This window comes from Aequorivita vitellina, assembly GCF_022008365.1.
Lineage (GTDB): Bacteria > Bacteroidota > Bacteroidia > Flavobacteriales > Flavobacteriaceae > Aequorivita > Aequorivita vitellina.
Genome location: NZ_JAIRBA010000003.1, coordinates 1 through 26,305 on the forward strand (window position 1 = coordinate 1; position 26,305 = coordinate 26,305).

The window sequence follows — 26,305 nt, forward strand, 5'->3', positions numbered from 1 at the left end:
ACGAAAAAACAACTTCAACTAATGTACTAAACCAAAAAAATGTAATTTAGTAAAAACTATAAAAACACGAGCGGGTTATTAGACAAACTGCCGTTCTCACTAATACTTTCTTCGGGGTTTTTATTCAGGGAAGCAATGTTTATTATTCAAACCCTGCACTTGGATTAATAAAGCTTTCAGATTCATTAAATTTAATATACTGTAAGAATATTGAACTTTGGAATGTCATTGCAGATTTATCTTCCATTGCAGCCTTGGGATTTGGAGCCTCTACTTCTACCAGAAAATTACGATATGCGACCAATTTAGAATTGGAATCCTGTAAAACGATAAATACAGGCCCACCTTCCTTTCAAGTTCAAACAGGACTAACTTTTATTAACAATTCTAATCCCTCACTTCTTTCTTTTTCTGAAATATCTGGTAATAGCCAAGTTGCTATTTCGGATATTAATTTATCTAAAGAAATTATTTGCGGCCCAACAAATCCCCTACCTAGTCTTAGTGAAAGCACCATTGAAGCAAATCCTACATCAATTCCCGCCAATGGTAGTTCGCAATCTTTAATTACAGTTACACTAAGGGATTCCAATGGTGATCCAATTATTCCTAGTACTGCATATACCGTGGTGATACATACAACTAAAGGAACTTTATTAGGGCCTGGTGTAGCCAATAATGGTTCTGGGGTTTATACAAGAAGTTTGCGTTCTTCAAATGTAGAGGAAACAGCAATTTTAACCTTTACTATTGTTGGGATAGTAGGACAAGGCACTGATTCTGCAACAGTTGAATTTGTTGATGACGGAGAAATAATTACTATTAATGAAGATACCGTTATACAATCGCCTAATATTTATCTGCAGGCAGCGGGTTCTGATGGAACGGAAAGTACAAAGGGGAGACATCTCCGCTGGGCTTTTAGAGGTGCTTTAGGGGAAAAACATTTACCAAAAGGAAATAATGCAGTTGGCACAGCAAACTTTAATAAACCACAAGATTTTGTAACAATTTATAGAGCGGGTTATAAGAAAAAAACAATCCGATTAAATTTTGCCCAAGCATTGCCAGCAGTGGTTGATCATTCAAATTATTTGTGGATATATCGGATTTCAGGAAAGGAGTTTTATATCCGTTTTGGAAATACCACCAAATATAACTTTGTAAAAAATAATTTCAATCCGCTAAGTCAGCCCTACCAGTTTTTAAATGCTTATGGAAATGAATTGGTTGAAATAGAGAATATCAAGGAATTATTTTTTACAGTAACCTGTAATTTTTCTGCTTCTTCAATAGGTGGAAGTACTGGAGGATCTTTTAAGGTTGAGACCCTTAGTGTTGAAAAGAATACTATTACCAGTAATAAAATTATTTCAAATAGAAGAATTGTTGAAGGCACTGCATTAAATGCAGCAATAAAACTAGTATGTGAAAATGGAAGGTCCGTAAGATGGAGAAGGGATAATATAAATCTTGCTTCCTTAGACTTCGAATTCTATTTAGATACCATAACTGAAATAAATGCAACTACTGGCTGGGAAACTATTGGTGATTTTGCACTGACGTTAAATGATCCAACGGCGCTGTCTCAATTGGAGCCCACTGCTGGTGATGTTCATGGGATTTGGCAACGTTTTAATGATGATGCTTTTGTAAACATTAATAATTATCATGATAAATGGAGCGGGACACCCGACACGGGAGATCGAAACATTAAACAAATCGTTACCAACTATATAAATCTAAGCAATAGTTCAACTAATCCTACAGCAATCGAAGAAGTCCCTCTTGCGAATGATCCAAATGATCCCAATGATTACGTTTCTATTTCAAACCTTGATTTATTAAATCTAGCGGCAAATGACTACCACGTAGCAAGGTTACTTGGCTTGGGTATCTTAGATATTGACAGTCCTTTGAAAGTGGAAATTAAAAATGGAGAAAAAGAAACCCAAATAATTTATATGGATCCCAAGCCAAATTATTTGTATGTGGCAGAATACTATACCACAGCTGATTTAGAAGATGGTCTTGGAGCAAGGAATGTCCATCATTTATTTATGAGTTTGCCTACAACAAATACTGATACTAGGTTGCCCATTCCTTTGAACCTATCCCATATCACTCCTGGTGTATTTTTAGGAGGGATGGGTGGTGAACTTTCACCATTGACAGATGTTGATGGTTATACCCACGATGGCCTTTCGAGGTATATAAGTATATATTCCCAAGATTTACCATCTGATGAAATAAACCCTCCTTTTTTAAATTCATTGGATGAATTGAGTTTAAGCACTGTTACTACTCCAGTCTATGGTGGTTTAGAACATAGGATAGGTATATCGGATTGGGACAAGCCTGAACTGTCAAATGATCCTGAATATTATAATGTGGTTTCTTCTGGCACTCCCCATTTTGAGACCCGTTTTATTCTCATACCGGATCCACCGCAACCTTTTTATGTTCATCGTCAAACTTCAAATGGGCTTCATACCTATAGTTCATATGGTATTAATTGGTTTTCCCGCGCCTCAGCCCGTCCGACTCAAATTTCAATAAATACCTTATTAACCCCTACAAATCCTTTAAAGGCGCCTGTAAATACACAAAGTTTATTAATCAGGTCCGAAAGCCCGCTGTTTTTGACTTCAAGAACGGAACAGGATAGATTGGAGGCTATTACGGATGAAGATAAAACTTTGATACGGCTTTTTTTCAATTACCACCACTTTAATGAGTTGAAAAGCTATAAGGTTCCATTAAATTCTTCCTTATCAAATACTGATCTAATTACAGATACAACCACAATATATGATGATAATGATGAAATTTTCGCTGATAAAGTGGAGATTTTATTTAGGGATCAAATACCTCAAAACATTCGCGGTAAGATTCTTTCTGTTGAGGATCACCCTACTTATGAAATACTATCCGTATTAACCACTGGCGAATATTATATTGCCAGCACTGGAGAAACAATTATTCCCATTATACCATCAGGAAGTGAGTCAAATTTTATTGGTGGTGTTATCGTCCTTGGAAATGAAAAATTTATAATTCATGAAATATCGACAGGGATAAGTGGACCAATTATTACAGTTTATAAGAAACAGATAAGTGATTCAATTACTGGAGGTAATGGGCCAACCAATGAGGAAGGTTACACTATTGACTTACCAATAACGAATGGAGATTTCCCAGAAATACAAACGGGAACGGAACTTATACCCCCTACTATTACAGGTGACGGTTATTTTATGGCGATAGAAAATATGCAAAATTTAGATAGTTGGGGAATTCCCAATCCATTAGATTATAATATTGAAATTGGTATTGGTTGGAATATTCATCGGGAGGTACTTGAAATCGCTGAGGATGATGGAAATATTGAGAGATATTTAGAAAAATCAAGAGGTATTTTCCATAATTCGAAAATAGACAATATTGATATCGATGGGAATATAGTACAATCACCAACAGGTCTCTATAAGATCGAGTTTACAGGCTTTACACTAAATGAACATATACAGTATGCTGAAGACGGGCCTTCCGTTGGGTTCTCTCAAGGCGTGGTTAGGGTCTTTACTGAAAATTCCATACAAGGAGGAGTAGCTGTAAAAAGAAGAAAGGTCTTTCCTGTGCTTAAAATCGAAAATATTGTTCGTCCGGGTGATCCCCTACCCTTCCAAAATCTAATCTTGATAATTGAGGATACCACATTTGACGCAACCGACCCAAATTATGATTTACTTCCCACCGGCAGCAATATTAATGTAAACTTTTATCCGGGCTACAAAGTGTATCTATATAAAAATAGGGAATATGGTCTAACCGAGGATGATTTATTGCCAGATTTAGGTGAGGGAATGCGTTATTCCATCTTTGGTTTCCGGAGTGTAGATATAGATGATAATTATATCTCCAAAATTAGCGCCCCAGCTGTAATGTTTGCACAGGAAATAATTTCAGCCGAACCTCCGTTACAGCCTCAAGGACCCTTATATGCTACACGACCTGATTTTTTTGGAAGATCCACCTATACCTTTGAAACTGAATACACCCACCAACCCCATGGTGTGCTCTTTTATCGTTCCAACGATGAGGCACTGCTCAATGCAATCTATGAAAAATCAACTATTTTACAAATACGTACAGCTCTTAAATCTTTAGGAGGAAACGATGAGGAATGGCTTACAGATCGTTGGGCAAATTTTATTGATTTCAATGCTTTACAATCATCAGGATTTCAAGAGTTTCCCCCTACAGATGGGTATAAATTTCCCAACCCTGATAAACAGGCATTCTTTGATTGGGCAAATAAAATATTAACTGACTTGGACCAAAGCCCAATTACCGATCCCCCCGGTTCTTTGGCTGTAAATAATCCAAAGATTTTTGAATTTTTCAGGGGTGCCATATACAGTGCATTTGTACCACTGACAGAACTTCCTATATTGTACCAATACCTCAACGGACCAAAATATCAACCGATTAATAAAAAGCAGGTTGTTAAGGATAGCAACGGGTATGTAATACCACCAGTAGATCCAAAAATTTCACCTCCTGTGGAAACGGAATTTGATATGGCTCCGATGATGAAAATCATTAATGACAATCCAAATCAAACTTTGTTTACGGATTTTAATCTGGATGGGACTTCGAACAATCTATATTTTTACGGTGCGAGGGAATTAGGCACCAAAATGAAAATGAGTGATTTTAGCCCATTTCTAGGCCCCATTAAATTGGTAAATACCAATGCGCCAGAAGCCCCAGCTATAAAAAGAATAATCCCGGTCTTAGAAAATGCAATTTTGGGTACTTCACCAGAAATCCGGTTAGAAATTAATGCCTACCCAGAAGTACAGAAGATTAGAAAGCTCACAATTTACCGAGGGTATAGTAAATTGGAGGCTCAGTCAATACGAAACATGGAATTAGTCAATATAATAGATTTAGTGACGGAAAATCAAATTGAAGAACCTGTTTATATAGTTAAGGATGACTTTAATGATCTATTGGAAGTACCTTATGGCGATCCATTATTTTATAGAGTTACAGTTTCAAGAGAAGTAGAATACGCTGATGTGGATGGCAACATTATAACAGAGTATGCTCCCTCCCAACCTTCAAAGATTGTCGCAAGTTTAATAGTGGAAGTTTCAGCACCGCCCTCTCCTATCTTGAAGTTTTTATCATCTGCACCGGATTCAAATGATGAGATTCACTCGGTAACCTTAAAATGGACCAAGACGGCATATAAAGTAAAATATCACATTTATAAGATGAACAATCAGGGTAATTGGTATAAAATATATCAATTTCAGACAAATGAAAATGATATACAGGTTTCATTAAACGATACCGAATTGCAAAATGATACACTTGTTTTGAGCGAAGCGGGTCAGAAAAAGTACCATCATTTTAAAGTAGTTGCAGAAAACACCGCAGGAATGCTAAGTAAGGAAGAGAATATATTGACGATTTTTAATGAAGATGACTGGATTCAAATTTGAAATTAACCAGTATTAGAATTGACTATTAGCTATTTGATTGACCAAAGAGTATTCTCTAAAGAATTTTTATTGAAAACAGAAGCAACATTTATTTTATTCGTTAGAATTTCAAATATTGATCTGGGTGAAAAATAAATATTGAATTTTTCTTTAGTCATTAGGATATACATGGCTCACTAATTAATTTCTAAAGTGGTGAAATGGTTATAAGATTCTAAATCCCGTTTTCTATTCTTTTTATAATTCGTTCATAATATTGGATTCTATTATTTCCATTTAATTTTTCAGAAATGGTTGATACACCGTTTATATTAAACATTTCTAGCTTATGCCTTGAATTATGTTCATATTTTTTCGGGTAGAAATAAAATATTTCATTTGATATTGGAAATCTGTTCTCAACCATCACTCTTGCTCTGTAGGTAATAAGCCACCATAGATGCATTTCTACAAAATCAAGATTTAGACCAAAAATATAAATATCGTGAGTGAAAAATAAATCTATCCAACTTTCGTAGTTTACATCATTGTTTTTAATTCTCTTGGCGAGGGGAAGAAAATCTTTTTTTGTATAATTACCTTTTGTGCCAGTTGCTACATAATTTCGCATTTGTTGCAAAAATCCGCTGTAATGCTCATAGCCTAATGTAATAGTTTTCGGGACGGTTTGACTTCCGTGAATGTGCCAAATTTTATGATTTTGAGTTTGATGAAAACGAAATATATTATATAAACTCTCTTTTATAAATCCTTTATTTCGACAGTTATGGGATTCAAGCCCTGCTACTTTTTCAAATGATAAATCATAATTAGTTGTAAGAATGTTTTCGATCCCTAAATCTAAAATTGCTTTGTGTAATTTATTAGGACTCATTTTCCGAGTTTGAGAAGCGATATATTTTTTAAGGCGGCTTTCGGGTGTGTGGTGGGCTCTTGCAGAATTCAAGTATATTTCTTCATAGAGCATTGGAAATGGTTTATTGACTTGATTTAATTTTCGATCGATTTTTGAGTATTCAAGCAATCCATTTATTAAATCTGACCATGAATAGGATTCGGTCGCATTATTAATGTCATTGCCAATTAAGAGCGCTTTTTCATTCATATTCTATATTTCTTCAAATATCAAATAACCTTTATAAAACTTGCTATTTTCTAAATTCTATTACTAATTAATATATTTGATTTTTTAAGCAGGAAACCAATGCACCCCACTATTAGGGAATACCATAAAGGATTCTTATTTAACTGGGGAAAATACCAAATATAATTGCTTTGGTAGCTCAAATAAATGTAAGAAAGAAAACATATTTAACCTAGTGCCAATAATTTTCCAACTCTTTTTTTGGTATTTTTTCATACTGGGTCTTATCAGTGTTAAAATAATATCTTGATTGAAAAGTATTCCCCCTGGGATTCTTATATTGAAATACTATCATCAAATCCGTTAATATATCCGGAACCTTTCTAAAATTTTCTTCTCGATCTTTGCCTTGGCATTCAACATATCTATGAACTCGAAATGGAAGCTTAATTTCTTCGTGCGATTTTAGAGCCTTTTGCATGTTAATGTCATTGTCGAATTCAATTTGAGGCTTGGATTGATGCTGCAATAATTTGACTTCATATGCATTAACTTCAGAATTATTACGCACAATTAGTACAAATCGCCATTCAAATTTATATAAATACCACATTTCATCAGGCCCATCAGATATGGGTTTATTTTTTGTCGAGTAACCAATAAAATCTTGTGTTTTCGTTATCCCTGTGTCAGGCTCAATTTCAACCACTAATTTTGGGCGTATTTTAAAATACATTTCATATCTAGGATATATAAAATAAATCAAACCTGCCAAGAAAATTATTCCCGAAATAAAATATCCTATCATTGCTTTAAGATATAACGTTATTTTAAAATAGTCATTTTTATTATGCACATTAAAGATAAATTATTTAGAATTTCCTACAAATGTTAAACAAATGCAATCCCATCCATTATGAGAATTATGTTGATTATATTTACTTAAATATTCAAATTATGAGCATTATTCCACCTTCGGAAATTAGAGAAGTAAAAGGTATTACACCACAACAAAAACAAAGAATTTATGATTTTTTACAGGGCGGGATTTATTGTTGGTGTAAAAACAGATCTGATGAGTGGTTCGCAATAAGAGATTTATTAGGCGGAGAAAATTTTGATTGGACCAACACACCACTCATAGTGTTGTTTAATAAACACAAAAATAAAGGAAAGTCAGATGACGATGCCATTACGGATGCAGGAAAGGATGCGGGTTGGATAGCTAAAAAAGTGCTCGACGATGATGCTAGAAATTTTGAAACTAGAGATGACTTTGCTAGAAGTTACAGATGGCTTAAATAATATTTCTGACGTTCTCTACCTTATTGGGATTTTGGGGCATTTCTCCTTACTTATTTATTACTTTCATCTTTATTGTGGTTTTCCGCTTTCAGAGGTTTGGCAATTCCAAGTTTATTAAAAATTTTCTTTGTATTTGTATAGGTTCTAAATATAAGGCAAAATCACCCCCAAAAAAAATTACGAAAAACCATAAAAGTGGATTTTTTAACTGCGGAGAATACCAAAAATAACGATTTTCGGTTTCAAATAGTCAGCGAAGGGCATTATCGCATCGATAATTAGGAACGGTTTCTAAAAGCGCGCCAGTGGGATTGTTAAATGACAAGCTATAAGATGAGAGGGGCACTGTCAAACCAGATTAAAGGATTTGGGGATTGAAATGAGCTTTTCCAAGCAAGGAATATTCAATATAATATATCGTGCGCTGGGCAAGCTTAAAACGCGTACGGCCAACAGAAAATATTGAGCTAATGCAACACATTTTGGGGAAGCTATTATTTTCCCTTGAACGCATTAATCAATCTAACCAAGTCGTCCGTTACGGCCTTTCTTTTTTTGTCCTTTATACATGAAAAGAAAACCACTATGAGAAAGAATACTATTGCTGGAACCCCAACCAACAGCAATCCATAATATGATATATTCTTAAACCACATCTTAAAATCATTTTATAATTAATCTCCAAACATAAAAACCAGTCTCGCAAATCCTGTGATACATTTTTTTAGTCCTACCATATAAACAAAATATCCTCATTTCTATTACAAATCTGCCCAACACCCGACGAAGGTAAAATCTATATTCCATTTCGACCCCGAAAGCAGGTAATGTTGGATTTCCAAACCTACGGATTGCCCAAATCCCAAAAAAGGACAATGACCTAAATTGGTATTCAAACCAATCCAAAGTTAGAACAACATTTCCAAAAAAACCAAAATTGCATTATAGCTAAAAGTCTGAATATCATACCTTTTTACAGCTAGTTCCATCCTACCCCCCTGCTCCCCTAACAATATATTCTGAAAGGAAAAAGGACACATATGAGATTTGTGTATTGCAATATGCAAAAAGGGTATTTCTAAAAAAATTACAGTTTTATAAATGCATTATATAACATAAATCAAGATAGACTTTAGATTATTTGTGATGTGGAGATTGGGATGTAGCTTTGCATAAAAATTAGAACTATGGATACCGAAAAAGAACTTCACCAAGCCAATCAAACAATTGCAGAATTGAGAGAAGAAATGTTAAGATTAGAGAATGATAACAACGCTATCAAAAGAATGCTGGCAATACACTATGAACAACTATTGGGAATATTGGAAGAGGAAGATATAGCCAACAACAATCTAATAAACGAATTGTTATTTGAATTGGATAAGCATGGATTTAACCATCCGTAATAAGTCCATATAAATATTATCTAGCTCCCTAGCAATCACAGAATAATTGTCAATACAAGTGGTAAGCACAACATATTAAAATATCCCTTAATATAGTTCGAAAAGTAGACAAACATAAACCCACTCATCACGGAAAACCATAACACCGTGCATTTTAACTGGGAGAATACCAAATATAATGATTTGAGTGTTTTTGAAATTAGGCAAATTGCATTTCAGATATAAAAAAGCTTAATAAATGCAAGTCAAAGAGTAGCAATAGTTGAGTAATGCTTTTATTATTTCTATTTTAAAACAGGAACTATCCTTTTTTGTATCATTTGGGAATCGTCATCCCAATCATTTTCTTTATTGTCTTTCCAATTGGTAATCATTAATACATTTCCCAGCTTATCCAATATTATATATTTTGACATGTCGTTAATATTTTCAAACGAAGATGGAGTTATCTCATTCAAAAATTGTTTATACTTTTTGTTGGGCTTGCCATTCGTATCCTTAAGATTAACCACCTTAATTTTAAAATTTGTATTTTCTTCAGCTTGATTCAAATATTGAATTGCAGCTAGTTCTTTATCGCTATTCTCTTTGTCAACCAATAATACATAAAAATCGAGATTGTAGTTTTTTGCCAGCTCAATAGCATTTGGCAAGTGCTTTAAACAAGGGGCACACCAGGTTCCGAAGGTGTAAACTAATGTTTTTTCTTTTTCTGAATTTTGGGACAAACAGATTATATCGTTTTTGTCAACCGTGAATATTTTATCTGATTTGCTCTTCTCAAGCTCGCAATAATTGATTTGTGCAAGTGCTGTTGGGCATATAAAAACAAGTGCCATAAAATTAAAAATATACTTCATTAATTTTTTTTTAAGTAAAGGGAGGTTTTTAGGTCTCCCCAAATATATTAGATATTTTGATTTTTAAGGAACAATCTAACCTCCGAACAGCACCCCTCACAGATTCACTTATTCATTTACTCACAACAACCTGCATTTTAAGGTCTATAGCCATCCAAGCGCCGGAAACAAAGAAATTTTCAGGAATCTTTTCGTAAGCCTTGATTTTTTTGTTTAGCTCGCTGCTATTAAATTTGATAAAGCGGAGCTCGTGAATCTCCTAAAGTCGATTTCTTTTTTCATCAAGGAAAAAAGAAAGAATGCTTCCCTCCCAGTACGGAAAACCATAAGAGTGAGGTTTTAACCAGGGAGAATACCAAATATACTATGTTTTTGTTTGTTTAAAAAAAAGGTCGTGAAGGGCATTGCAATTGCAGCAGTAAATAGAAGTGTAAGATATTAAAGGGGGGATTTTATTGTATTAATTATCTACATCCAACAAATTTTGTACCTGCTCTTCGATATCAATTTTTATAAGTTCCCAAACTTTGTTTCTATAACAATTGGGTGTGAAATCGTCTTCAGCCATTGAAAAGTCTAAACAGGCTTCTAGAAGTTCTTGTCTTGTTGAACCATACGGATTTCTTTGCTCATAGAACCCTAACATTTCCTCTAAAGTGAACACATCAAGAAGTTCGTGGATGTCCCAAAAATCTTTTTTACGACCACCATTTGAAATAACTTCAAACTTCATTGCAGCAATTTCCTCATTTGATGCCAAACGTATATTGTCTTGCTCTAATAAAGGAAAAACAAAAGGCTCCGTATAATATATATCCAATTTAACTGCATTATGCTCATCTTCTCCCACAAAATAAGATCTACCAAAACCAACTTCACCAACAGAAGATGTATCTACATATGGAAAAGTTTCATTTAAAATTTCTTCTAAACGATTGAAATCTATACCACCATATGCCGCATCGGTGAATAAATCAATATCTACCGATTCCCGGTGACCTTGCTGTAAACTTAGTGATGTACCGCCTACCAATCTAAAACTATTAAATTCCTCAATAGCCATTAATGTTATTAAGGAATCCCAAAGAAGATCGGAAACGGTATTTAAATGTAAAGGCATTTAATATTAAATAAGATTATAGGCTTCTGCATTCTTTTGAAATGCAGCTAAACGGGAGTGCTTAATAGACTTAGCTATATTAGATACAGTAGCTTTACTATAGAAATCTATAATTTCATTGATTTCTATGTCATTCCCTCTTTCCAGTATTCTTTTTATAATGGCACGTTTGTTTTTATGCCAATCTATTTTATCAAAAGTGGTATCCCAAAACAATACTTTTCTAATGTTGTTTAGGTTTGGTGTTCCTTTACTATTCTCCGCCAGTTTAGTTTTTACTTCATAGCTTGCCTGCAACATCATAAAGTAATCATCTTCCGTCCGGAAGTATTCTCCCAATTTAATGGACAGTTCGGGATTGATACCTCTTCTTTGATTTATAATGGCACTGATGGTTTGCTTGTGTTCAGTTAGAGCCAAAGCCAGCTGAGAGCTTTTAATATTCTTACGCTTTATCTCACGTTCTAATATAAGCCCTGGGTGTAAACCTTTAATTTTAGCTATTTTAGGTAACATTGTTTATTTTCAAATACAAAAGTAGCCATTAACTATTTAGTAAACAAGAATGTTTACTATATATTAAAAAGAACAGTTAGGAACTACTGATAATATATCTATAAATGTTTCCGGGTATGCTTTTGGAGTATATTTTGTGGCACTTAAAACAGTAAATGAAACAACCACCAAAAAAGTTGGTGTTGCAGTAGGAATGTGATTCTTTAAATTATAAAAAGGAGTCGTAACAAGCTCCTTTTTTATTTTTATGAATTTGGAGGTTTTCGCTTCTTGACGCTCTATAAAAAAGGGGCAGACATTAAAAAAGTCTAACCCCTGTTATTTTAAACTTACACATCTTGCAAGATAGTGACTAGTTAATCCATATAAGGAAGTTTTCTCGTGAATTTGCGAGCAAACCTATCTAATGATTTTTCAATATCATAAACGTTGGTATTTTCTTCTACTTCAACATAATTCCAAGTTAGGCCGCCAGTAGCTCCATCAAAAATGCTAAATGAAGTTGAACCAATATCGCCTTTACTGCCCGATAAGAAGTTTCCAATTCTTTCAGATGCATTTGTTTTACCTGCATTTGTTCCATTTGTAAGTGCAAAATCTGTCACTTTATTAAAGAATTTTTTCTTCTTTATAACCATTTTTTCATTTTTATTCTTGTTTGAAGAATTGCCTTCCTCTTCTACTTCAATACTAAAATTAGATGTTGTTAATTCCCCTGTTAATGCATAAAATTCAACCGCACCTGAAGCTAGAATCTCGGCGGCTTCTCCTCTAGATTTTAAAAAGATTCCCGCCATATTATTCATTACACTCGCGTCTAATCCTAAACTTTTTAATTCTTCACTTCTAAGAAGTTGGTCTACCATAATATTGCTATCTCCACTGAGCATGCCACCCATAAAATTTTGATCTGCACCATACGTTTGCGCTAAGTTTGTAATCATTTCAGGATTCATAAAATTCTTAACTTTTTCTACCTCAGCAACATTAACTTCAAATAGTTGGGTTAATTCATTTTTGTTACTTGTAAGGAATTCGGTGTATTCTGAAATACTACTAGCGTCCACCTCTGGGATTAACTGCTTAATTTTGGAAGTTAAATTTGCTGTGTTGCCAGCGCTAATAATTCCTAAAATCTCTGGGTTGGCTGTAAGTATTTGTCCTAATTCATTAGACTGTTCTAAAGATAATTTTCCTGATGAAATTTTACTTAAAGTTCCACCTACTATATCGCTAACATTGCCAGAAGTTAAATTGCTTACTAAGTCTTTGTTTTGTCCAACAAGATTTGAAAATTGCTGAATCTGAGCAATATCTAAGTTTACTCCTAAAAGATCTGGGGCCTGAGAAAGGGCATTATTTACAATGCCCGAGGTATCGCCATTAACGAAACTTTGCACCAATTCTTTATTACCAGTAAGGATAGAGGAAAACTCGCCAATTTCAGAATTACTTAATTGCGCCCCCAAAAGCTCGGTTCCTTGTTCTAAAAGTTTAGATTTTATCTGGGTCATATCACCTGCTATCATTCCTTTAACAAGGTCCTTGTTTGCAGATATCATTCCCACGTATTTTGAAACCTCTTCGGAACCAATTTGTTCTCCTAAGGTATTCATATTGTTAGTGAGTAGGTTTTGAAGTAATTCGGTTGTATTACCACTTGCAATATCCTTAATTAAGGTTTGGTTATTAATAATTAAGTTGGTGTACAACTGAGCATTATTGCCACCAATCTTTTCTCCAATTAGATTTGCATTATTGGCCAGAATTTGTTGAAATAAATTGGAAGTATCTCCATTAACCACATTTTTAATTAAGCTACTATTATTTGAAATAATATTTGAAATTAAAACACCATCAGCACCTCCAAATTCTCCCGCCATCGCACTTAGGTTGTTTGATACTAAATCTGTAAATAAGTTTTCAACTTCTCCATCAACAATATTTTGGATAGTAGTTGCATTCTTTTTAATTAGGTTGGCAACCATTTCCCCATCATTTCCGCCAAGTTGATCGCCAATTAAAGAAGCGTTATTTATTAAAACATCTTGTAGTAAATTATCTGTTTCTCCTTTTGCCAGTTTAATTACTGTACCACTATTAGCAACCAATACGGTTGCCAATTTTGGATCAAAACCAACTGCCCCAGCAGTCATAGAGATAAGTTCGTTTAAATCTCCGCTTTTCAGCTTATTTACAAAGCCTCCAGGATCAGTGGTCATATCCTTAATCATTTGTGAACTGAGGTTGGATACACCTGGAATATTACTTGTAGCGGCGGCGGCGGCTGCAAGTTCAGTTAAACCTGCACCAAGAAGCGTGCTTTCATCATTATTTAGCGATAAATCGTACGTACTAAAAACAATGGCGTCAACGTCCAAGATTTCGCATAAATCGATTGGGGAATATTTATTGAAATTTCTAAAATAATCGTGATCTAAAAGTATTTTATTCGTTTCCTGAATCTCCTGTATTTCTACGGATAGTTTTTTAGAACGTTTAGTGATTCTTTCATGCAAAGCAACTTGCCACATATATGAAAGGCGTTGTTGGTTATTTACTTGTTCTAATTGCGACTCAACTCTAATTTCTGGATGTTGATATGTAATAAGTGTTCTAAAAGGAAGCACGGCAATTTTTTTATGTTTTGCACTAACTTCTTCAATATTTTCAATTTCGAATATATCGTCCTTTGACTTGCTGAACGGAAGTTGCGCGTAAAAATCTGTGTTGATCGTAATGGCCAAAACGAATAATAGAAGTAATGTTTTTTTCATAAATTCTGCGAAAATTTTAAGTTAGTTTAGTTGAAAATTAATGCAACATATAAAATTTAATTGATAAAATATAGCTCCTTTTTTCCTTCCCTTCGGCCTCTTACTGATTATCAATCCATTATACTTTTCTTAAAACGGAGAAATAATTTATTTATTCCAGACGACATTGAAATCAAAAAAGGTGTGCAATTCGCTTTCTAATAATATGTTTAAGAGCATATCTCTGAAAAATTTAATAATGGAAAATTTATCTCTCCTCAAAAAAAAGACTGCCCTAACGGACAGTCTCTTAAAAGAAGTATTATAAATAAATGGCTTCATTCCATGTTGAGAAATATAACTTAGGGTTTATTTTTTAACTATTTTAAAGGTTTTATCGCCACCATTGATTGTTACCTTCATAAAATACACTCCTTGTTGAAGACTGCTTGTGTTCAATTGCATTTGCGGTGTGTTTTCTTTAACCTCAAAGATATTTTGACCCAGTAAATTATAGATTTGTATCTTTTCTATTGGATTGTTTGCTTTTAAGGTCAATTGATTTTTTACTGGATTCGGATAAAAAGTGAATTTACTGAAGTTTTCATCGGCTAAAGAAAGTTCAATCGTACTGAAGGATTCAGGACCCGCGAAATCGCTTTCGTTATCTGTACCGCATACAGCACGAACATATAGATCATAATTCGTATCCGGATCGAGGCTACTTAATGTTTCGCCGAGGATGCCATCATTATCAGCAACACTTACGCCAGTAATATTGGGGTCAAAACCTGATGGTCCGTATTTAATTTCCCATGCCGTCTCACTACCTCTAGCTGTCCAACTTACATCAGCAGTATTAGAAGTAATATTGGCTACTGTAATATCAGTGGGTTCTGGACAAGCTATGCCATCATCGCGAACTTCAATGCAGAAATTACCTTCATTGCCGGAGTTTCCATTTATTTGAACGTAATAAGTTTCCCCTACGGTAAGCCCCGTCAAGTTAACCGTAGACAACAATTCATTGTTAATAAAATCTACATCGTCATTACAGCCAATTTCCGCTCCCATTGTTAGTAAATCAGCACAATTTGAAGGTGCTTCATATACCGCCATTTGTGTATCTTCTAAGTCACTAAGAGAAATATTTGTAGTTACTGTTACGTTTCCGCTACCGGGGGCTTCAAAAGTAAACCAAACCGTATTGGTAGGTATTTGGAGGAAACAACTGCCTTCGGGCTCATCACGTTCTACTGTTGCAGCTATGTTTGTAAATGTATTTCCAGTACAAACTTCGTCTACTATTAGGCGAATGGCATTGCAAAGGTTATCATTAACAGGAGGTGAAACAAGTGTAGTGAAGGAAGCTGCATCGCTGAATTCGCTTACATCATTTACATCGCATAAGGCTCGAACATAGACATCGTAGGTTGTCCCGGGGCTTAAATCTGTAAGTGTTTCTCCTAAAATACCATCGTCATCGATAACGGAGGTTCCTCCAGTAGTGGGATCAAAACCCGATTCTCCATACACAATTTCCCATTCGTTTTCTCTGTCTCCTACAGTCCAAATTACATCGGCGGTTGATACTGTAATATTTTCAACGGTGACATTGGAGGGTGCGGGACAGCTTAGCCCATCGTCTTGAACTTCAATACAGAATGTACCTTCTAGGGTTCCATCGTTAAAACTTATGAAACCATTTACTTGAACAAAATACGTATTGCCTGCGGTTAGGTTTGTTAAGCTAACTACTGAAAGGAAGCCAGTTCCTGAACTTCCACCGTCTTCATCGCAACCTATTTCTAGACCTAACGTAGCGAGGTTACTACAATCTGTGGGAGCTTCATACACTGCTAACTCGGTATCTTCTAGCGTACCTCCAGCAAAATCTGTAGTAACGGTTACATTACCACTAAGGGGAGCATCAAAGCTAAACCATACTGTTTGGTCTCCTGGGGCGTCGAAACATGAACCTTGAGGTTCATTATTTTCTAAGGTGCCACCCACGTTCGTAAAGCTACTACCAATACAAGGTTCATCTACTATTAAGCGTGTAGCATCACAAAGATTGTCATTAACAGGGCGGGTTTTAAGAGTTATAGGCCCTGTAAAAAAGCTGTTTCCATCTGAGCCACCACATTGGGCTTGCACATATACACTATATATATGGGCAGGTGTGAGATTGGTTATTGAAGCGTTTGGATTATCTCGTACTTGAGCGGAATCTCCTTCGATTTCAGGATTAAAACCAGGCTCTCCGTATTTCACTAACCAATCCGTTTCGGTTCCAATTGGTGTCCAGCTAATATCTGCTGTGGTAGCTGTAGTGGCGTCAATCTGTAAATTTGTTGGTTTTACACAAGCTTGCGTTTCGGTAATTGAAAGGTCGTCCAAGGTCATAAAGAAAGGAAAAAAACCAGTATTTACATGGCCCTGAATACCGATATAAAACACTCCTGTTGTAGCAGGAGTAAATGTGCCGCTTACCTCTTGGTAATCTCCTTGCGTTATTTCGGTAGTTGGGATTATTTCATGAATCATATCGCTAGAACTGTTTGAAACTCCATAACTTGCAGCAACATTTGCTCCTTCCGAATTGCTTTGTCTAGCATAAAAGGTTAGTGTATAGTTTGTACCAGCTTGAACTTCTACTGGATAAAACATCCAAGCTTCGCTACCATAAGCTAAGAATATATCCCAATCGCCAGTGCGTGGGGCTCTGTCATGGTCTGTGAAGGTGTTGTTGGTGATCCAATACGAATTCATCACTAGTTCCTGAGTCCAACATCCATCGAGACTGTTGTTATGGGTATAGCCATTTTCAAAACCCTCGAAAAAGGGGATTGTAGCAGGCAAGCAAGGTGTAACAAATCTTAATGGGCCAGCAAATTCGCTTTCTCCATTGCCGTTTCCGCATAGTGCTTTCACATAAATATCCAGAACAGTTCCCGGTTGCAAATTGCTAATTGTAGTATTCGGGGTTCCTGTAACCTCCAATAATTCACCTTCAGTTTCTGGATTGAAACCTTTCAAGCCATATTTCACCGTCCATTCATTTTCCGATCCTCCTAGGTTCCAGTCGAGATCTAAGGAAGTAGGCGTTAGATTTTCATAGTTTAAATTTGAAGGCTTGGGGCATCTTGGTAAGGCATTGACAGAAAATTCATCTACATAAAGGTGAAAAGCAGCAGTAGCGGTTGCTACAATAGCAATGTAAACAGGCTGTCCATTATAAGCAGTTAAGTTGTATGTATAGTTTATATATTCACCTAAATCATCCACATCGGAAATTGTCGTTTCCGAGCCCAATAGTACCGTAAAATCTGAAGGGCGGGTACCGGTAGTAGATAATTTTACATCAAATGATTCTGGGAATGCTAGTCCTGTTCCGCCCGCATAAAATGAAACCTGATCTGAAACTCCTAGGTTTACTGTAAATTGGGGAGAGATTAAATAATCGTCGTGTGCATTTGTTTCGAAGTTAATACGAACTCCTCCAGGACCACGATAGGCATCACCAGCGTGATACTGCCAAGTTGCGCCTTGTCCATCATTATCAATAACCGTCCAGTTGTGTGGAATTTCTGTATCAAAACTTTCTAAAAATTGGGCAGAGGTTTGCCAGCTTGTTATGCCAAGTAGCATAACAAGTAATAAAACTGTTATTTTTTTCATTTAAATAATTTTACGAATTGCTGTTTTCTTCAATTAGTTTTTGATGATTTTCTGAACTACTTCTGAACCATTTTCAAGTGTAAGATTTACAAAATAAATTCCATTTGCGTAGTGTGCAATATTTACTCCAGTAGTGCTTTTGTTTACATTTTTCATTTCTTGTAAAAGTGCACCAGTTATTGAATAAACTTTTACATTATCAATAGCTATAGATTGGCTATTAATATTTAGCACATCACTTACTGGATTAGGGTAAACAGCAATGTTGTTTTCAATATTATCATGGGTAGGCATATCCAAAAGATTAGGGTCTTTAAATATATAGGCCGATCCTGCACGGTCAATTTCATTTCCTCCATTTTCATCGTGGTCTTCCCAAGGCGCACCTGCAATCAATTGGTTTTCATGTATTGCAATACTCCAACCGTAAAAATCTTCGCCTTCAGAATCGGCGCCTAGTACTACTTGCTCTTCGGTCCACGTTCCTGAGTTTTCTCTTTTATAGAAGTAAACCTCGCCGGTTTCAAATCCATAGGCATGTGGTGCGCTCACGACAATATTATTTCTTTGAATATCTGTGCTCCAACCAAATTGAGTACCTTCAGTTGAGGCATTACCTACTAGTTTTTGCACTTCTACCCAAGTTCCTTGATTGTCCTTTTCAAATATATAAGCCGCACCTTGCTCTAAATTTGAGCCATAGGCTCCGATTACCATTTGATCTCCAGACAGGCTCACCGAGGTGCCAAAAAAACTATCGTTGGTTGCATCAGACGCCATAAGCGTTTGATTATACTCCCAAGTTCCGTTACTATTTTTCAAATAAACATATGCGGCACCTTTGCGCCCATCAGCTTCATTTGCTCCGATTACCAAATAATCTCCAGATATCGAAACACCTATTCCAAAAGTATCGGATGCTGGTGCTGTGGGACTTAGAATTTTTTGAGCTTCTGACCAATTTCCAGCTTCTCTAGTAAAAACATATACCGAACCGACCCATCCGTTTTCACCTGGAGCCCCTACAACAATTGTATTACCATCAGCGTCTAGAGAGGTAGGGTTCATGCCTAGTTTTGCATCATTAGTCATATCGGAAGCCATCAGTTTTGTACTAAACTCATAGTTATTATTTTGGTAATTGTAAACATATAAGGCTCCGGCTCTCGTTGTACCACCTACATCTGCCCTACCTGCGGCTACTACTAAGTAATCTTCAGCAAATGTTACACCGCCACCAAACTCTGCTCCTTGGTTGGGATCATCAGCTGCCAATCTTTGCGAATAGCTCCATGTTCCTTGATTGTCTTTGCTATAAATATAGGCAGCCCCCGAAGCTACAGTTTCTCTTGAAGCTCCAACAACAGCAAAGTTTTCAGTAATATCGACGGAGGTACCATATTCTGCCCGACTTTCCCTGTTTGCACTAACAATTTTCGCAGTTTGGTCAAATTGTGCTTTTACGGTTGTAACCCCAAATAAACATGCTAGGATAACAACGCATTTTGTAATGTTAATTTTTGTCATTAGATAAATTTTAGAATTAGTTATGTTTTTTCTAGTTTTAAAGAAGAAAGCTTCAGGTTATGTAGCTTTCTATTTTAAAAGATTCGATAAAAATAGCGACAAGGAGGATTTAACGCTAAAAAAGTGCGTAGACATTTTGTGACATGTGGTATTACAATATGTGACAGAGTACTGTAAAGCAGCAATATATGATAAAACAGGAAGAAATTTGAGCTATATACATTCTTTGGAATTAGCTTCCTTCAATTTCCGGCAAAATAGAGGTAATATTTAGCAAGGAGGTTGTTTCACTATAGAATATAGGCAGTAATAAAATTACTTTCGATGTTGTTCTTTATCTAAAAAAACCTCTGTTCTTTTATACCTACAATCTGTCATCGCCAAGTAGGCGATTCTTCATATCCCTAATTTAGTTAAATTTGATAAGCTCTGGAAAATTCATGATTTGTTGAATTAACAAGCGGAAATTATCGGCAGTAGATACTATTTGAAAAATAAATTAAATGCTTTCGATCATCCGGTTTAGAGTTTTTAACCGTACCTTATCATTATTTATAATTTATCGCTTTCTGATTTATTTAATTTTCTTTTTGATAATCCAATAAACAAAAATTCAATGAAATAACCAGCTATAAGGATGAGACTAATTTCTTTAAATGATTCACCCAAAACTTGATAACAAATTATGAGTAGCATAGCCCAAATAGTGCCGCTAATTATTTGAATTCTTGTTAAAATCTGTTTTAATTTTTTAGAGCATTTCATTTTTCTAAATTTTAAGTTTTACTCTATTGCGTTAGCGCGTTACTTTCCAAAACTATTTACGTATTAACCTTTGTTTTTCTCGTTCTAAATTCTGCTGAAAAACGAAAATCTCGTTCTTTTTATAATAAAGCAATATATTTAGGTAATCTACTAAAGCATTATTTTATGTAGTGAGATTCTTCCATATCCTTAGAAGTGAATTTGCTGAATTCTGAGAGAATAATATTTGAATTGATATTTTTAAATAATTGGTTTGAAGATAACATAGATCTCTATAATAAAAGATTCGGCAAAAATAGTTAGATGCTTATTTCTTTAAGTAAAATGGAGGAAGACAAAACGTGACAAATACAGGGAAAATATGGGACACTGCGTTAAATTTCTGAGAGATATGCGTGCAGGGGAATATTTTTAGGGACATTCATCTTTTTTGAAATTCGTTCCTTTCTCTTTCGGCAAGATTGTTGGGTAATGTTGAGTAGTGATGCAATTTCCTTATAGCTTAAATTCATATAGAGGAATGCAAGAAACCGAATGTCGTTTGGCGTTAATTGGGGGTGTTTGGCTCTCAAACTATCTAGAAAACCTTGGTTTAACTCTTCAAAGTGCACAAAAAAGCTATCCCATTGCGTATCTTTTTTGAGGTGTTTTTTTAAATCGTTTACTCGACCTTTTAAAGTAGTGTTGGTTGCAATTTGGGTGTTTACAGATAAAGAATCTACAACCTCCTCTATCAGTTCATTTTTACTAGCTAAATACATGGCCCGAGCTGTCAATTCTCTATTTTTTATATCCAGTTCGTTTTTTAAGCGTTCTTTTTCTAACAATACTAAGGCTTCTTTTTCACGGTGCTGTTCTTCAATTAATAAGTGATCGCTTATTTCTTTTTCCAATTCTAATTCTACAATTCTTTTTCGTTGTTTGTGTTTGAGGGAATTATTTTTGTACACCCATATTAAAAACCCCATAATAAGTACAACTCCAAAAATAATAATATAAAAAAATTGTTTTTCGCGTTTTAATGTTTTTTTGCTTTCTAAAAGTTCGTGTTGGTAATTTTGAATTTGGAATTTTACTTTTTCACTTTTAAACAAGGCGGTATTCTTAATGGAGTACAGTGAATCTGTAGCAATGATTACCGAATCTTTATAGGCAATTGCTTTATAAAATTCGTTTGTTTCTGCAAAAAGATTTGCCAGGCTACCGTAAGACGCTATTCGCTCCTCAATGTTGGGTTGTGCCGCACGGGCCATTAAAGCGTATTTTTGGGCTTTTTTATACTGCTTTTGTTTTTCGTAGATTTTCGATATCAATAGCAGCAGCGTAATTTTATCATTAACCGTTACACCTTCATTAATTAGGGACAGATTATTTATTTGGGGTAAGATTTCTAAAGCTAGTTTTTCGGCTTGAACATATTGTTCTCGCAAATGTAGATTTTCCGCTTTTGCTATTTTTGCCAATAAAAGGACGTTGGATCTAATTTTTAACAAGGGTAATGCCTCTTCGATATATTTCTTGGCTTGATCTAATTCTCCCATTTTATTTAACACAAGTGCTAAGTTGATGCCATAGGTACCAATAATCTCTTTGTCATCAAGGTCTTTAGCAATTTCATAAGCCTTGATAAACGATTCTTTAGCTTTGGGAAGATCCTTTTCCTCAATATATAAAATTCCTATATTGTTTACAACAAACATTTCCTGGCGCTTACCAAGATGTTTAATAGCAATTTCATAGGCTTTTAAATAATACCGAAAAGCCTCTCCATAGTCTAACATTAAACAATAATTTGTACCAATATTTAAGGTTGCATTAAAAGCTTGTGTGTACCATTCATTTCGAAGCGATGCTTCTTTAGCAGCAATCAATTCTTCAATGGATTTAGCGTGCTCTTTTTCCGATAAATATTTTACCCCTAGGTTAATTTGATCCACAACACTTGATTGGGTTTCGTTTTGGGCGAATATTTGGAATGGAGCGAGGGTTAACAACAATAGGACCGCTAAGGTATAGAAACGCATTCTTCTTTTCTTAATAATTAAATGGGAAAACAAATTAGATGTTATATTTAAGACGTTTATAGCATACATATGTTACGCGATAATGTATAAATACAAAACTAATGAATATTTAAGATTGCAATTACGCAAGATGCCAAACTACATTAGTCCCCCAATCATGACTTTTAAATTGTTTTCAATTTACCGTTGGCTTTTATTTAGAATTAAATCTTCAATTATTTTAAAATTCTTATTATTTGGTACGTGTTTAGATCCTTCCAATAAAACAACTTCTTCTAACGAAGGAAATAGTTGTTTTGCCTTTTTAATCATTTTTTTACCTGGAAACATAATGTCTTTTTCAGCAGCGAAAATGGTGATTGGTGTTTTTATGTTTTCAGCTGAATCTTTAGTAATTACAGGAAGTGGTGAGAAATCCATGTTGCAGTGCCGAAATGTATTTGACATATAGTTTAATGCAAAATCGTCGTATTCAGTAAAAAGTACTCCCATTACTTTTTTTATGTGCTTTTGGTTATTTGTTTTGATAAACTTTTTTATTGGAATGAACATTTTGAATAAACCTAGAAGCGGATTACCATTAACGATATAAACAGGTGCGATTAAAAAAACCTGTTTTATAGGTGTTTCATTAAACTCTAATGCCTTTAAACTGATTAATCCACCAAAGGAAAACCCTACTAAAGTGACCTCTTTTAATCTTAACTTTATAATGATTTCAATAAGCCATTTTCCATACTCTAAAGATTTCATGTCTAATCTGTTTTCAGCACTTTTATTAGGTTGTGCCAATACATCTACTGCATAGACGCAATATTTTGATGACAAATTGGGGAATGAATCTAAAATTTGAGGTGCACAACCTCCTGTTCCGTGAATCAGAACTAAAGGAGGGTTTTCAGTATTACCAGTAATGATAACATTAGTGACACCAAACTTTGTTTCTACCAATTTTTCTGAATATTCAATATTCAGCTCTTTTAACTTTTGATTGTAAAGGCTTAAAATTTTTTCTTTTCCTTCTTTTGATTTGAAAAACATAGACTGTTCGTTTTTTGATGTTTTGACTTCGTTCAGCACGAGTTGATTATTTATGGATTGATGATTACGATGTTACCCACTTTGCGTCCCGTATCAAGATGCTGATGTGCGGTTACGATTTCTGAAAGTATATAGGTTTTATCGACATGCGTTTTTAGTTTCCCTTCTTCAAATAGATTAATTAATTCTTTTAATAAACGTTTTAAATCTTCAGTCTTCTTTATTCCTGTAGCTTCAAACTTTACATTTTTTGGATTCCATAACATCTGCCACATAACTTTTCTACTTAAAACGGGTGTCATAAAAATACCATCAGTGGTTAAGATGGTTTTAGTGTCTTTATAGTTTAGTGTCCCTACTGTATCATATATTACATCAAATTTATCAGGTAGGTTGTAGACTGATGTTTTTGTATAATCTATGGCTCGATTCGCGCCAAATGATTTTACAAAATCACTGTTTTTAGAACTACAAACTGCTGTTACTTTAGCTCCCAAAACTTTTGCCAATTGCACTGCAGCAACCCCTAAACTACCCGAAGCTCCATTAATTAAAATATGCTGGTCTTTCTTAAGTTTGGCGTGTTCTTTTATAAAATTATACGAGGTTAAAAAACCATCACAAATTGGAGCTGCTTCTTGGTGTGAAATATTAGTTGGTTTGAGGGCAATTACCATATCTTCTGTTATACATATATATTCAGCATTACAACCATTACTAAATAGTTTTTCGCCAAAAATTTCATCTCCTATTTTGAATTCAGTTACCTCTGAACCAACCGATTCCACCACTCCTGAGAACCCAGTGCCTAAACTTGTGTTCTTTGGTTTGAAAAGACCTAAAAAAATCCTTCCGAATTTCGGCCTTCCTGCTCTCATCATTGTATCGGCACGAGTAACGGACGATGCTTTAATTTTAATTAAAACCTCATTAGGTTTAGGTACTGGCTTCTCAGTGTCAATAATCTGAATAACTTCTGGAGAGCCATATCTTGTATAAATTGCTGCTTTCATAATTGTTATTATTTAGCGCAAAGTTGGTAACTACTTGAGCTTTAAACGTTCGTGTTTGGAAATTAGAACTTAATTGATTGGCTTATTGTTACTGCCTTTTTTGCTTTGCCAATTTAAATTCCTCGGTTCTTTTTATCTGCTCTTCTAAATTCCATTCAAAATCAAATCGATTTTTCAAGAATATGGCAATGGAATCAAGTCCAATTTCAGTTCTTTGTTGCCAAACGTTTTTTATAGAATCTTATCAATGCTCTAGATTAATATATTTTAATCCTTTATACAAAGCCTTTAATGGTACAGAACGATGATTTTCTTTTTCAAAATACTCTAATTCTACTTTTAAAGGTTCATCAGATTTCTCTGTTATTAAAGCATAAAACTCGTTGTGACTTTTCTTATTCCTCTCATAATTGGCCTTTCCTTGATTGGCGGTAGCGATGTATAATTTTTTATGTAATGAGGAAATAGAATCAACTTTGTTTTTTATCATTTCCTCATTCCACCAAATACTTGGGTCAATAGCTATGTAAGCGTTGAAGACACTATTTTTGTCATATATGCATTTAATGTTAGAAGCCCTCCCAAAGAATGACCTATGAGCGTTCTATGTGATTCTGTTCTATAATTTTTATCAATGTGAGGAATTAGTTCTTTTTCAATAAAGCTCAAAAATTTTCTTCCTCCTCCTCCAGTATTGGGACGTTTGGTCTTAATTTTTGTAACCGTAAAATCTCTTCTGCGGTCTACATTCTCAATAGTAACAATAATTGTTTCTGGCATCAAATAATTTCTATTTCTATCCGAACTCATAAAATGTACTATTCCAACTGCTATTTTAAAATGAGCATAACCATCCAATAAGATTATAATTGGATATTTTTTCTCTATATCAGTAGAATCATTTTATGAATTTGGAAGGCTTATCAAACAAGTTCTATTTTCATCTAATATGGAAGAATACATATTGAACTTACTGCCTACCAAAATGTCATTATTCTGTTGCGCAAATAGGGTTTGTATTCCAAAAATAAAAATGAAAGAAAAAGCTGTTGTTAATTGTTTCATAGCAATTGTTTTTATAGACTGTTAGCACTTGTTTTTCTGTTTAATACTTTAATTCCAAGTGCTATTAATACTATTGTCAATGCCATAAAAAATATACTTGTTGAAATGCTTTTTATAATCGAAAATATATTAGTTGCATAAACTGTAGTCTCTTTCAATTCGGGATAATTTTTAAGCATTGTAATAATTCCGAAATTCTCCAAATAATCTGCAATCCCGGCAATTATAGGTAATAGACTGAGAAAGATATAAGGGGAATTTAATTTGTTCAATTTTTTTAAGAAATATCCCAAAAGCAAACAGTAAGAAAGTCCGAATAGTAGTGGGTAAATCATATCCACAGGTATTTGGTTGTTTAGATAAGTCAAACGTCCATTTTCTCCAAGCAAACTGAATAATTCACTTACATAATCCAAATCATATCCTGTAGGCATCATATCCAGTAATTTCATTCCGTTAGAGAATTCCATTGTTTTGGGAATTGTAACAGTCAGCATAAAGGTGTAAACAAGATTGGTCAAGATAAAAAGGCCTAAAACTTTTTTTCCTGAAATGTTCTTTTCTATAAATTTGGTTAATCGTTTCATTTTTTTTAAAATAGGTGCTAACAATAGAATATATAAAGT

19 protein-coding genes are annotated in these 26,305 nt (G+C 34.5%); 3 read left to right on the top strand and 16 right to left on the bottom strand.

Annotated elements, in window-relative coordinates:
* Nucleotides 1–311 precede the first annotated feature (311 nt).
* Nucleotides 312–5,516, top strand: coding sequence for an Ig-like domain-containing protein (locus K8089_RS01980; protein ID WP_237601594.1), 5,205 nt, complete (start codon nucleotides 312–314; stop codon nucleotides 5,514–5,516).
* A gap of 214 nt (nucleotides 5,517–5,730) precedes the next feature.
* Here the strand turns inward: K8089_RS01980 and K8089_RS01985 are convergent, their stop codons facing one another.
* Complete coding sequence (locus K8089_RS01985; protein WP_237601595.1) at nucleotides 5,731–6,621, bottom strand: SIR2 family protein; 891 nt, start codon at nucleotides 6,619–6,621, stop codon at nucleotides 5,731–5,733.
* Between the two features lie 211 nt (nucleotides 6,622–6,832).
* Nucleotides 6,833–7,408, bottom strand: coding sequence for a hypothetical protein (locus K8089_RS01990; RefSeq protein ID WP_237601596.1), 576 nt, complete (start codon nucleotides 7,406–7,408; stop codon nucleotides 6,833–6,835).
* A 149-nt stretch (nucleotides 7,409–7,557) separates the two neighbouring features.
* On the opposite strand from K8089_RS01990, the gene K8089_RS01995 reads away from it, so the two are divergent.
* A complete protein-coding gene (locus tag K8089_RS01995; RefSeq protein ID WP_237601597.1) occupies nucleotides 7,558–7,905 on the top strand; it encodes a hypothetical protein in 348 nt (115 codons plus the stop codon).
* Nucleotides 7,906–9,092: 1,187 nt separating this feature from the next.
* Nucleotides 9,093–9,311: a hypothetical protein gene (locus K8089_RS02000; protein WP_237601598.1), complete on the top strand. Its 219-nt coding sequence runs from the start codon at nucleotides 9,093–9,095 to the stop codon at nucleotides 9,309–9,311.
* Nucleotides 9,312–9,595: 284 nt separating this feature from the next.
* On the opposite strand, the gene K8089_RS02005 is transcribed toward K8089_RS02000, so the two are convergent.
* From K8089_RS02005 to K8089_RS02070, 14 genes are all read right to left on the bottom strand, one after another.
* Nucleotides 9,596–10,171, bottom strand: coding sequence for a TlpA family protein disulfide reductase (locus K8089_RS02005; protein WP_237601599.1), 576 nt, complete (start codon nucleotides 10,169–10,171; stop codon nucleotides 9,596–9,598).
* A gap of 460 nt (nucleotides 10,172–10,631) precedes the next feature.
* Complete coding sequence (locus tag K8089_RS02010) at nucleotides 10,632–11,291, bottom strand: nucleotidyl transferase AbiEii/AbiGii toxin family protein (protein WP_237601600.1); 660 nt, start codon at nucleotides 11,289–11,291, stop codon at nucleotides 10,632–10,634.
* Nucleotides 11,292–11,297: 6 nt separating this feature from the next.
* Nucleotides 11,298–11,807 (bottom strand): HigA family addiction module antitoxin, encoded by a 510-nt coding sequence (locus tag K8089_RS02015; RefSeq protein WP_237601601.1) that lies wholly within the window; start codon nucleotides 11,805–11,807, stop codon nucleotides 11,298–11,300.
* A 356-nt stretch (nucleotides 11,808–12,163) separates the two neighbouring features.
* Entirely contained in the window at nucleotides 12,164–14,584 is a 2,421-nt protein-coding gene (locus K8089_RS02020) for a hypothetical protein (RefSeq protein WP_237601602.1), read from the bottom strand.
* A gap of 348 nt (nucleotides 14,585–14,932) precedes the next feature.
* Nucleotides 14,933–18,244 (bottom strand): fibronectin type III domain-containing protein, encoded by a 3,312-nt coding sequence (locus tag K8089_RS02025; RefSeq protein WP_237601603.1) that lies wholly within the window; start codon nucleotides 18,242–18,244, stop codon nucleotides 14,933–14,935.
* A gap of 33 nt (nucleotides 18,245–18,277) precedes the next feature.
* The gene (locus K8089_RS02030) at nucleotides 18,278–19,771 is read right to left on the bottom strand and encodes a T9SS type A sorting domain-containing protein (protein ID WP_237601604.1); all 1,494 of its coding nucleotides are present in this window, start codon (nucleotides 19,769–19,771) and stop codon (nucleotides 18,278–18,280) included.
* A gap of 552 nt (nucleotides 19,772–20,323) precedes the next feature.
* On the bottom strand, nucleotides 20,324–20,536 hold the full coding sequence (locus K8089_RS02035; protein WP_237601605.1) for a hypothetical protein: 213 nt from the start codon (nucleotides 20,534–20,536) through the stop codon (nucleotides 20,324–20,326).
* A 374-nt stretch (nucleotides 20,537–20,910) separates the two neighbouring features.
* Complete coding sequence (locus K8089_RS02040) at nucleotides 20,911–22,560, bottom strand: tetratricopeptide repeat protein (protein WP_237601606.1); 1,650 nt, start codon at nucleotides 22,558–22,560, stop codon at nucleotides 20,911–20,913.
* 180 nt (nucleotides 22,561–22,740) lie between these two features.
* Nucleotides 22,741–23,601: an alpha/beta fold hydrolase gene (locus tag K8089_RS02045; protein WP_237601607.1), complete on the bottom strand. Its 861-nt coding sequence runs from the start codon at nucleotides 23,599–23,601 to the stop codon at nucleotides 22,741–22,743.
* A 50-nt stretch (nucleotides 23,602–23,651) separates the two neighbouring features.
* The gene (locus K8089_RS02050) at nucleotides 23,652–24,614 is read right to left on the bottom strand and encodes an NAD(P)-dependent alcohol dehydrogenase (protein ID WP_237601608.1); all 963 of its coding nucleotides are present in this window, start codon (nucleotides 24,612–24,614) and stop codon (nucleotides 23,652–23,654) included.
* A gap of 244 nt (nucleotides 24,615–24,858) precedes the next feature.
* Nucleotides 24,859–25,104: a hypothetical protein gene (locus tag K8089_RS02055; protein ID WP_237601609.1), complete on the bottom strand. Its 246-nt coding sequence runs from the start codon at nucleotides 25,102–25,104 to the stop codon at nucleotides 24,859–24,861.
* Between the two features lie 32 nt (nucleotides 25,105–25,136).
* Entirely contained in the window at nucleotides 25,137–25,472 is a 336-nt protein-coding gene (locus K8089_RS02060) for an alpha/beta hydrolase (protein WP_237601610.1), read from the bottom strand.
* Between the two features lie 45 nt (nucleotides 25,473–25,517).
* On the bottom strand, nucleotides 25,518–25,679 hold the full coding sequence (locus tag K8089_RS02065; protein WP_237601611.1) for a hypothetical protein: 162 nt from the start codon (nucleotides 25,677–25,679) through the stop codon (nucleotides 25,518–25,520).
* An 11-nt stretch (nucleotides 25,680–25,690) separates the two neighbouring features.
* Nucleotides 25,691–26,266: a hypothetical protein gene (locus tag K8089_RS02070; RefSeq protein ID WP_237601612.1), complete on the bottom strand. Its 576-nt coding sequence runs from the start codon at nucleotides 26,264–26,266 to the stop codon at nucleotides 25,691–25,693.
* Between the last annotated feature and the right edge of the window lie 39 nt (nucleotides 26,267–26,305).

Bases quoted from the DNA above. Each gene is read 5' to 3' on its own strand.
- K8089_RS01985 (WP_237601595.1), bottom strand. From the start codon at position 6,621: ATGAATGAAAAAGCGCTCTTAATTGGCAATGACATTAATAATGCGACC.
- K8089_RS01990 (WP_237601596.1), bottom strand. From the start codon at position 7,408: ATGATAGGATATTTTATTTCGGGAATAATTTTCTTGGCAGGTTTGATT.
- K8089_RS01995 (WP_237601597.1), top strand. From the start codon at position 7,558: ATGAGCATTATTCCACCTTCGGAAATTAGAGAAGTAAAAGGTATTACA.
- K8089_RS02000 (WP_237601598.1), top strand. From the start codon at position 9,093: ATGGATACCGAAAAAGAACTTCACCAAGCCAATCAAACAATTGCAGAA.
- K8089_RS02005 (WP_237601599.1), bottom strand. From the start codon at position 10,171: ATGAAGTATATTTTTAATTTTATGGCACTTGTTTTTATATGCCCAACA.
- K8089_RS02010 (WP_237601600.1), bottom strand. From the start codon at position 11,291: ATGCCTTTACATTTAAATACCGTTTCCGATCTTCTTTGGGATTCCTTA.
- K8089_RS02015 (WP_237601601.1), bottom strand. From the start codon at position 11,807: ATGTTACCTAAAATAGCTAAAATTAAAGGTTTACACCCAGGGCTTATA.
- K8089_RS02020 (WP_237601602.1), bottom strand. From the start codon at position 14,584: ATGAAAAAAACATTACTTCTATTATTCGTTTTGGCCATTACGATCAAC.
- K8089_RS02025 (WP_237601603.1), bottom strand. From the start codon at position 18,244: ATGAAAAAAATAACAGTTTTATTACTTGTTATGCTACTTGGCATAACA.
- K8089_RS02030 (WP_237601604.1), bottom strand. From the start codon at position 19,771: ATGACAAAAATTAACATTACAAAATGCGTTGTTATCCTAGCATGTTTA.
- K8089_RS02035 (WP_237601605.1), bottom strand. From the start codon at position 20,536: ATGAAATGCTCTAAAAAATTAAAACAGATTTTAACAAGAATTCAAATA.
- K8089_RS02040 (WP_237601606.1), bottom strand. From the start codon at position 22,560: ATGCGTTTCTATACCTTAGCGGTCCTATTGTTGTTAACCCTCGCTCCA.
- K8089_RS02045 (WP_237601607.1), bottom strand. From the start codon at position 23,601: ATGTTTTTCAAATCAAAAGAAGGAAAAGAAAAAATTTTAAGCCTTTAC.
- K8089_RS02050 (WP_237601608.1), bottom strand. From the start codon at position 24,614: ATGAAAGCAGCAATTTATACAAGATATGGCTCTCCAGAAGTTATTCAG.
- K8089_RS02055 (WP_237601609.1), bottom strand. From the start codon at position 25,104: ATGATAAAAAACAAAGTTGATTCTATTTCCTCATTACATAAAAAATTA.
- K8089_RS02065 (WP_237601611.1), bottom strand. From the start codon at position 25,679: ATGAAACAATTAACAACAGCTTTTTCTTTCATTTTTATTTTTGGAATA.
- K8089_RS02070 (WP_237601612.1), bottom strand. From the start codon at position 26,266: ATGAAACGATTAACCAAATTTATAGAAAAGAACATTTCAGGAAAAAAA.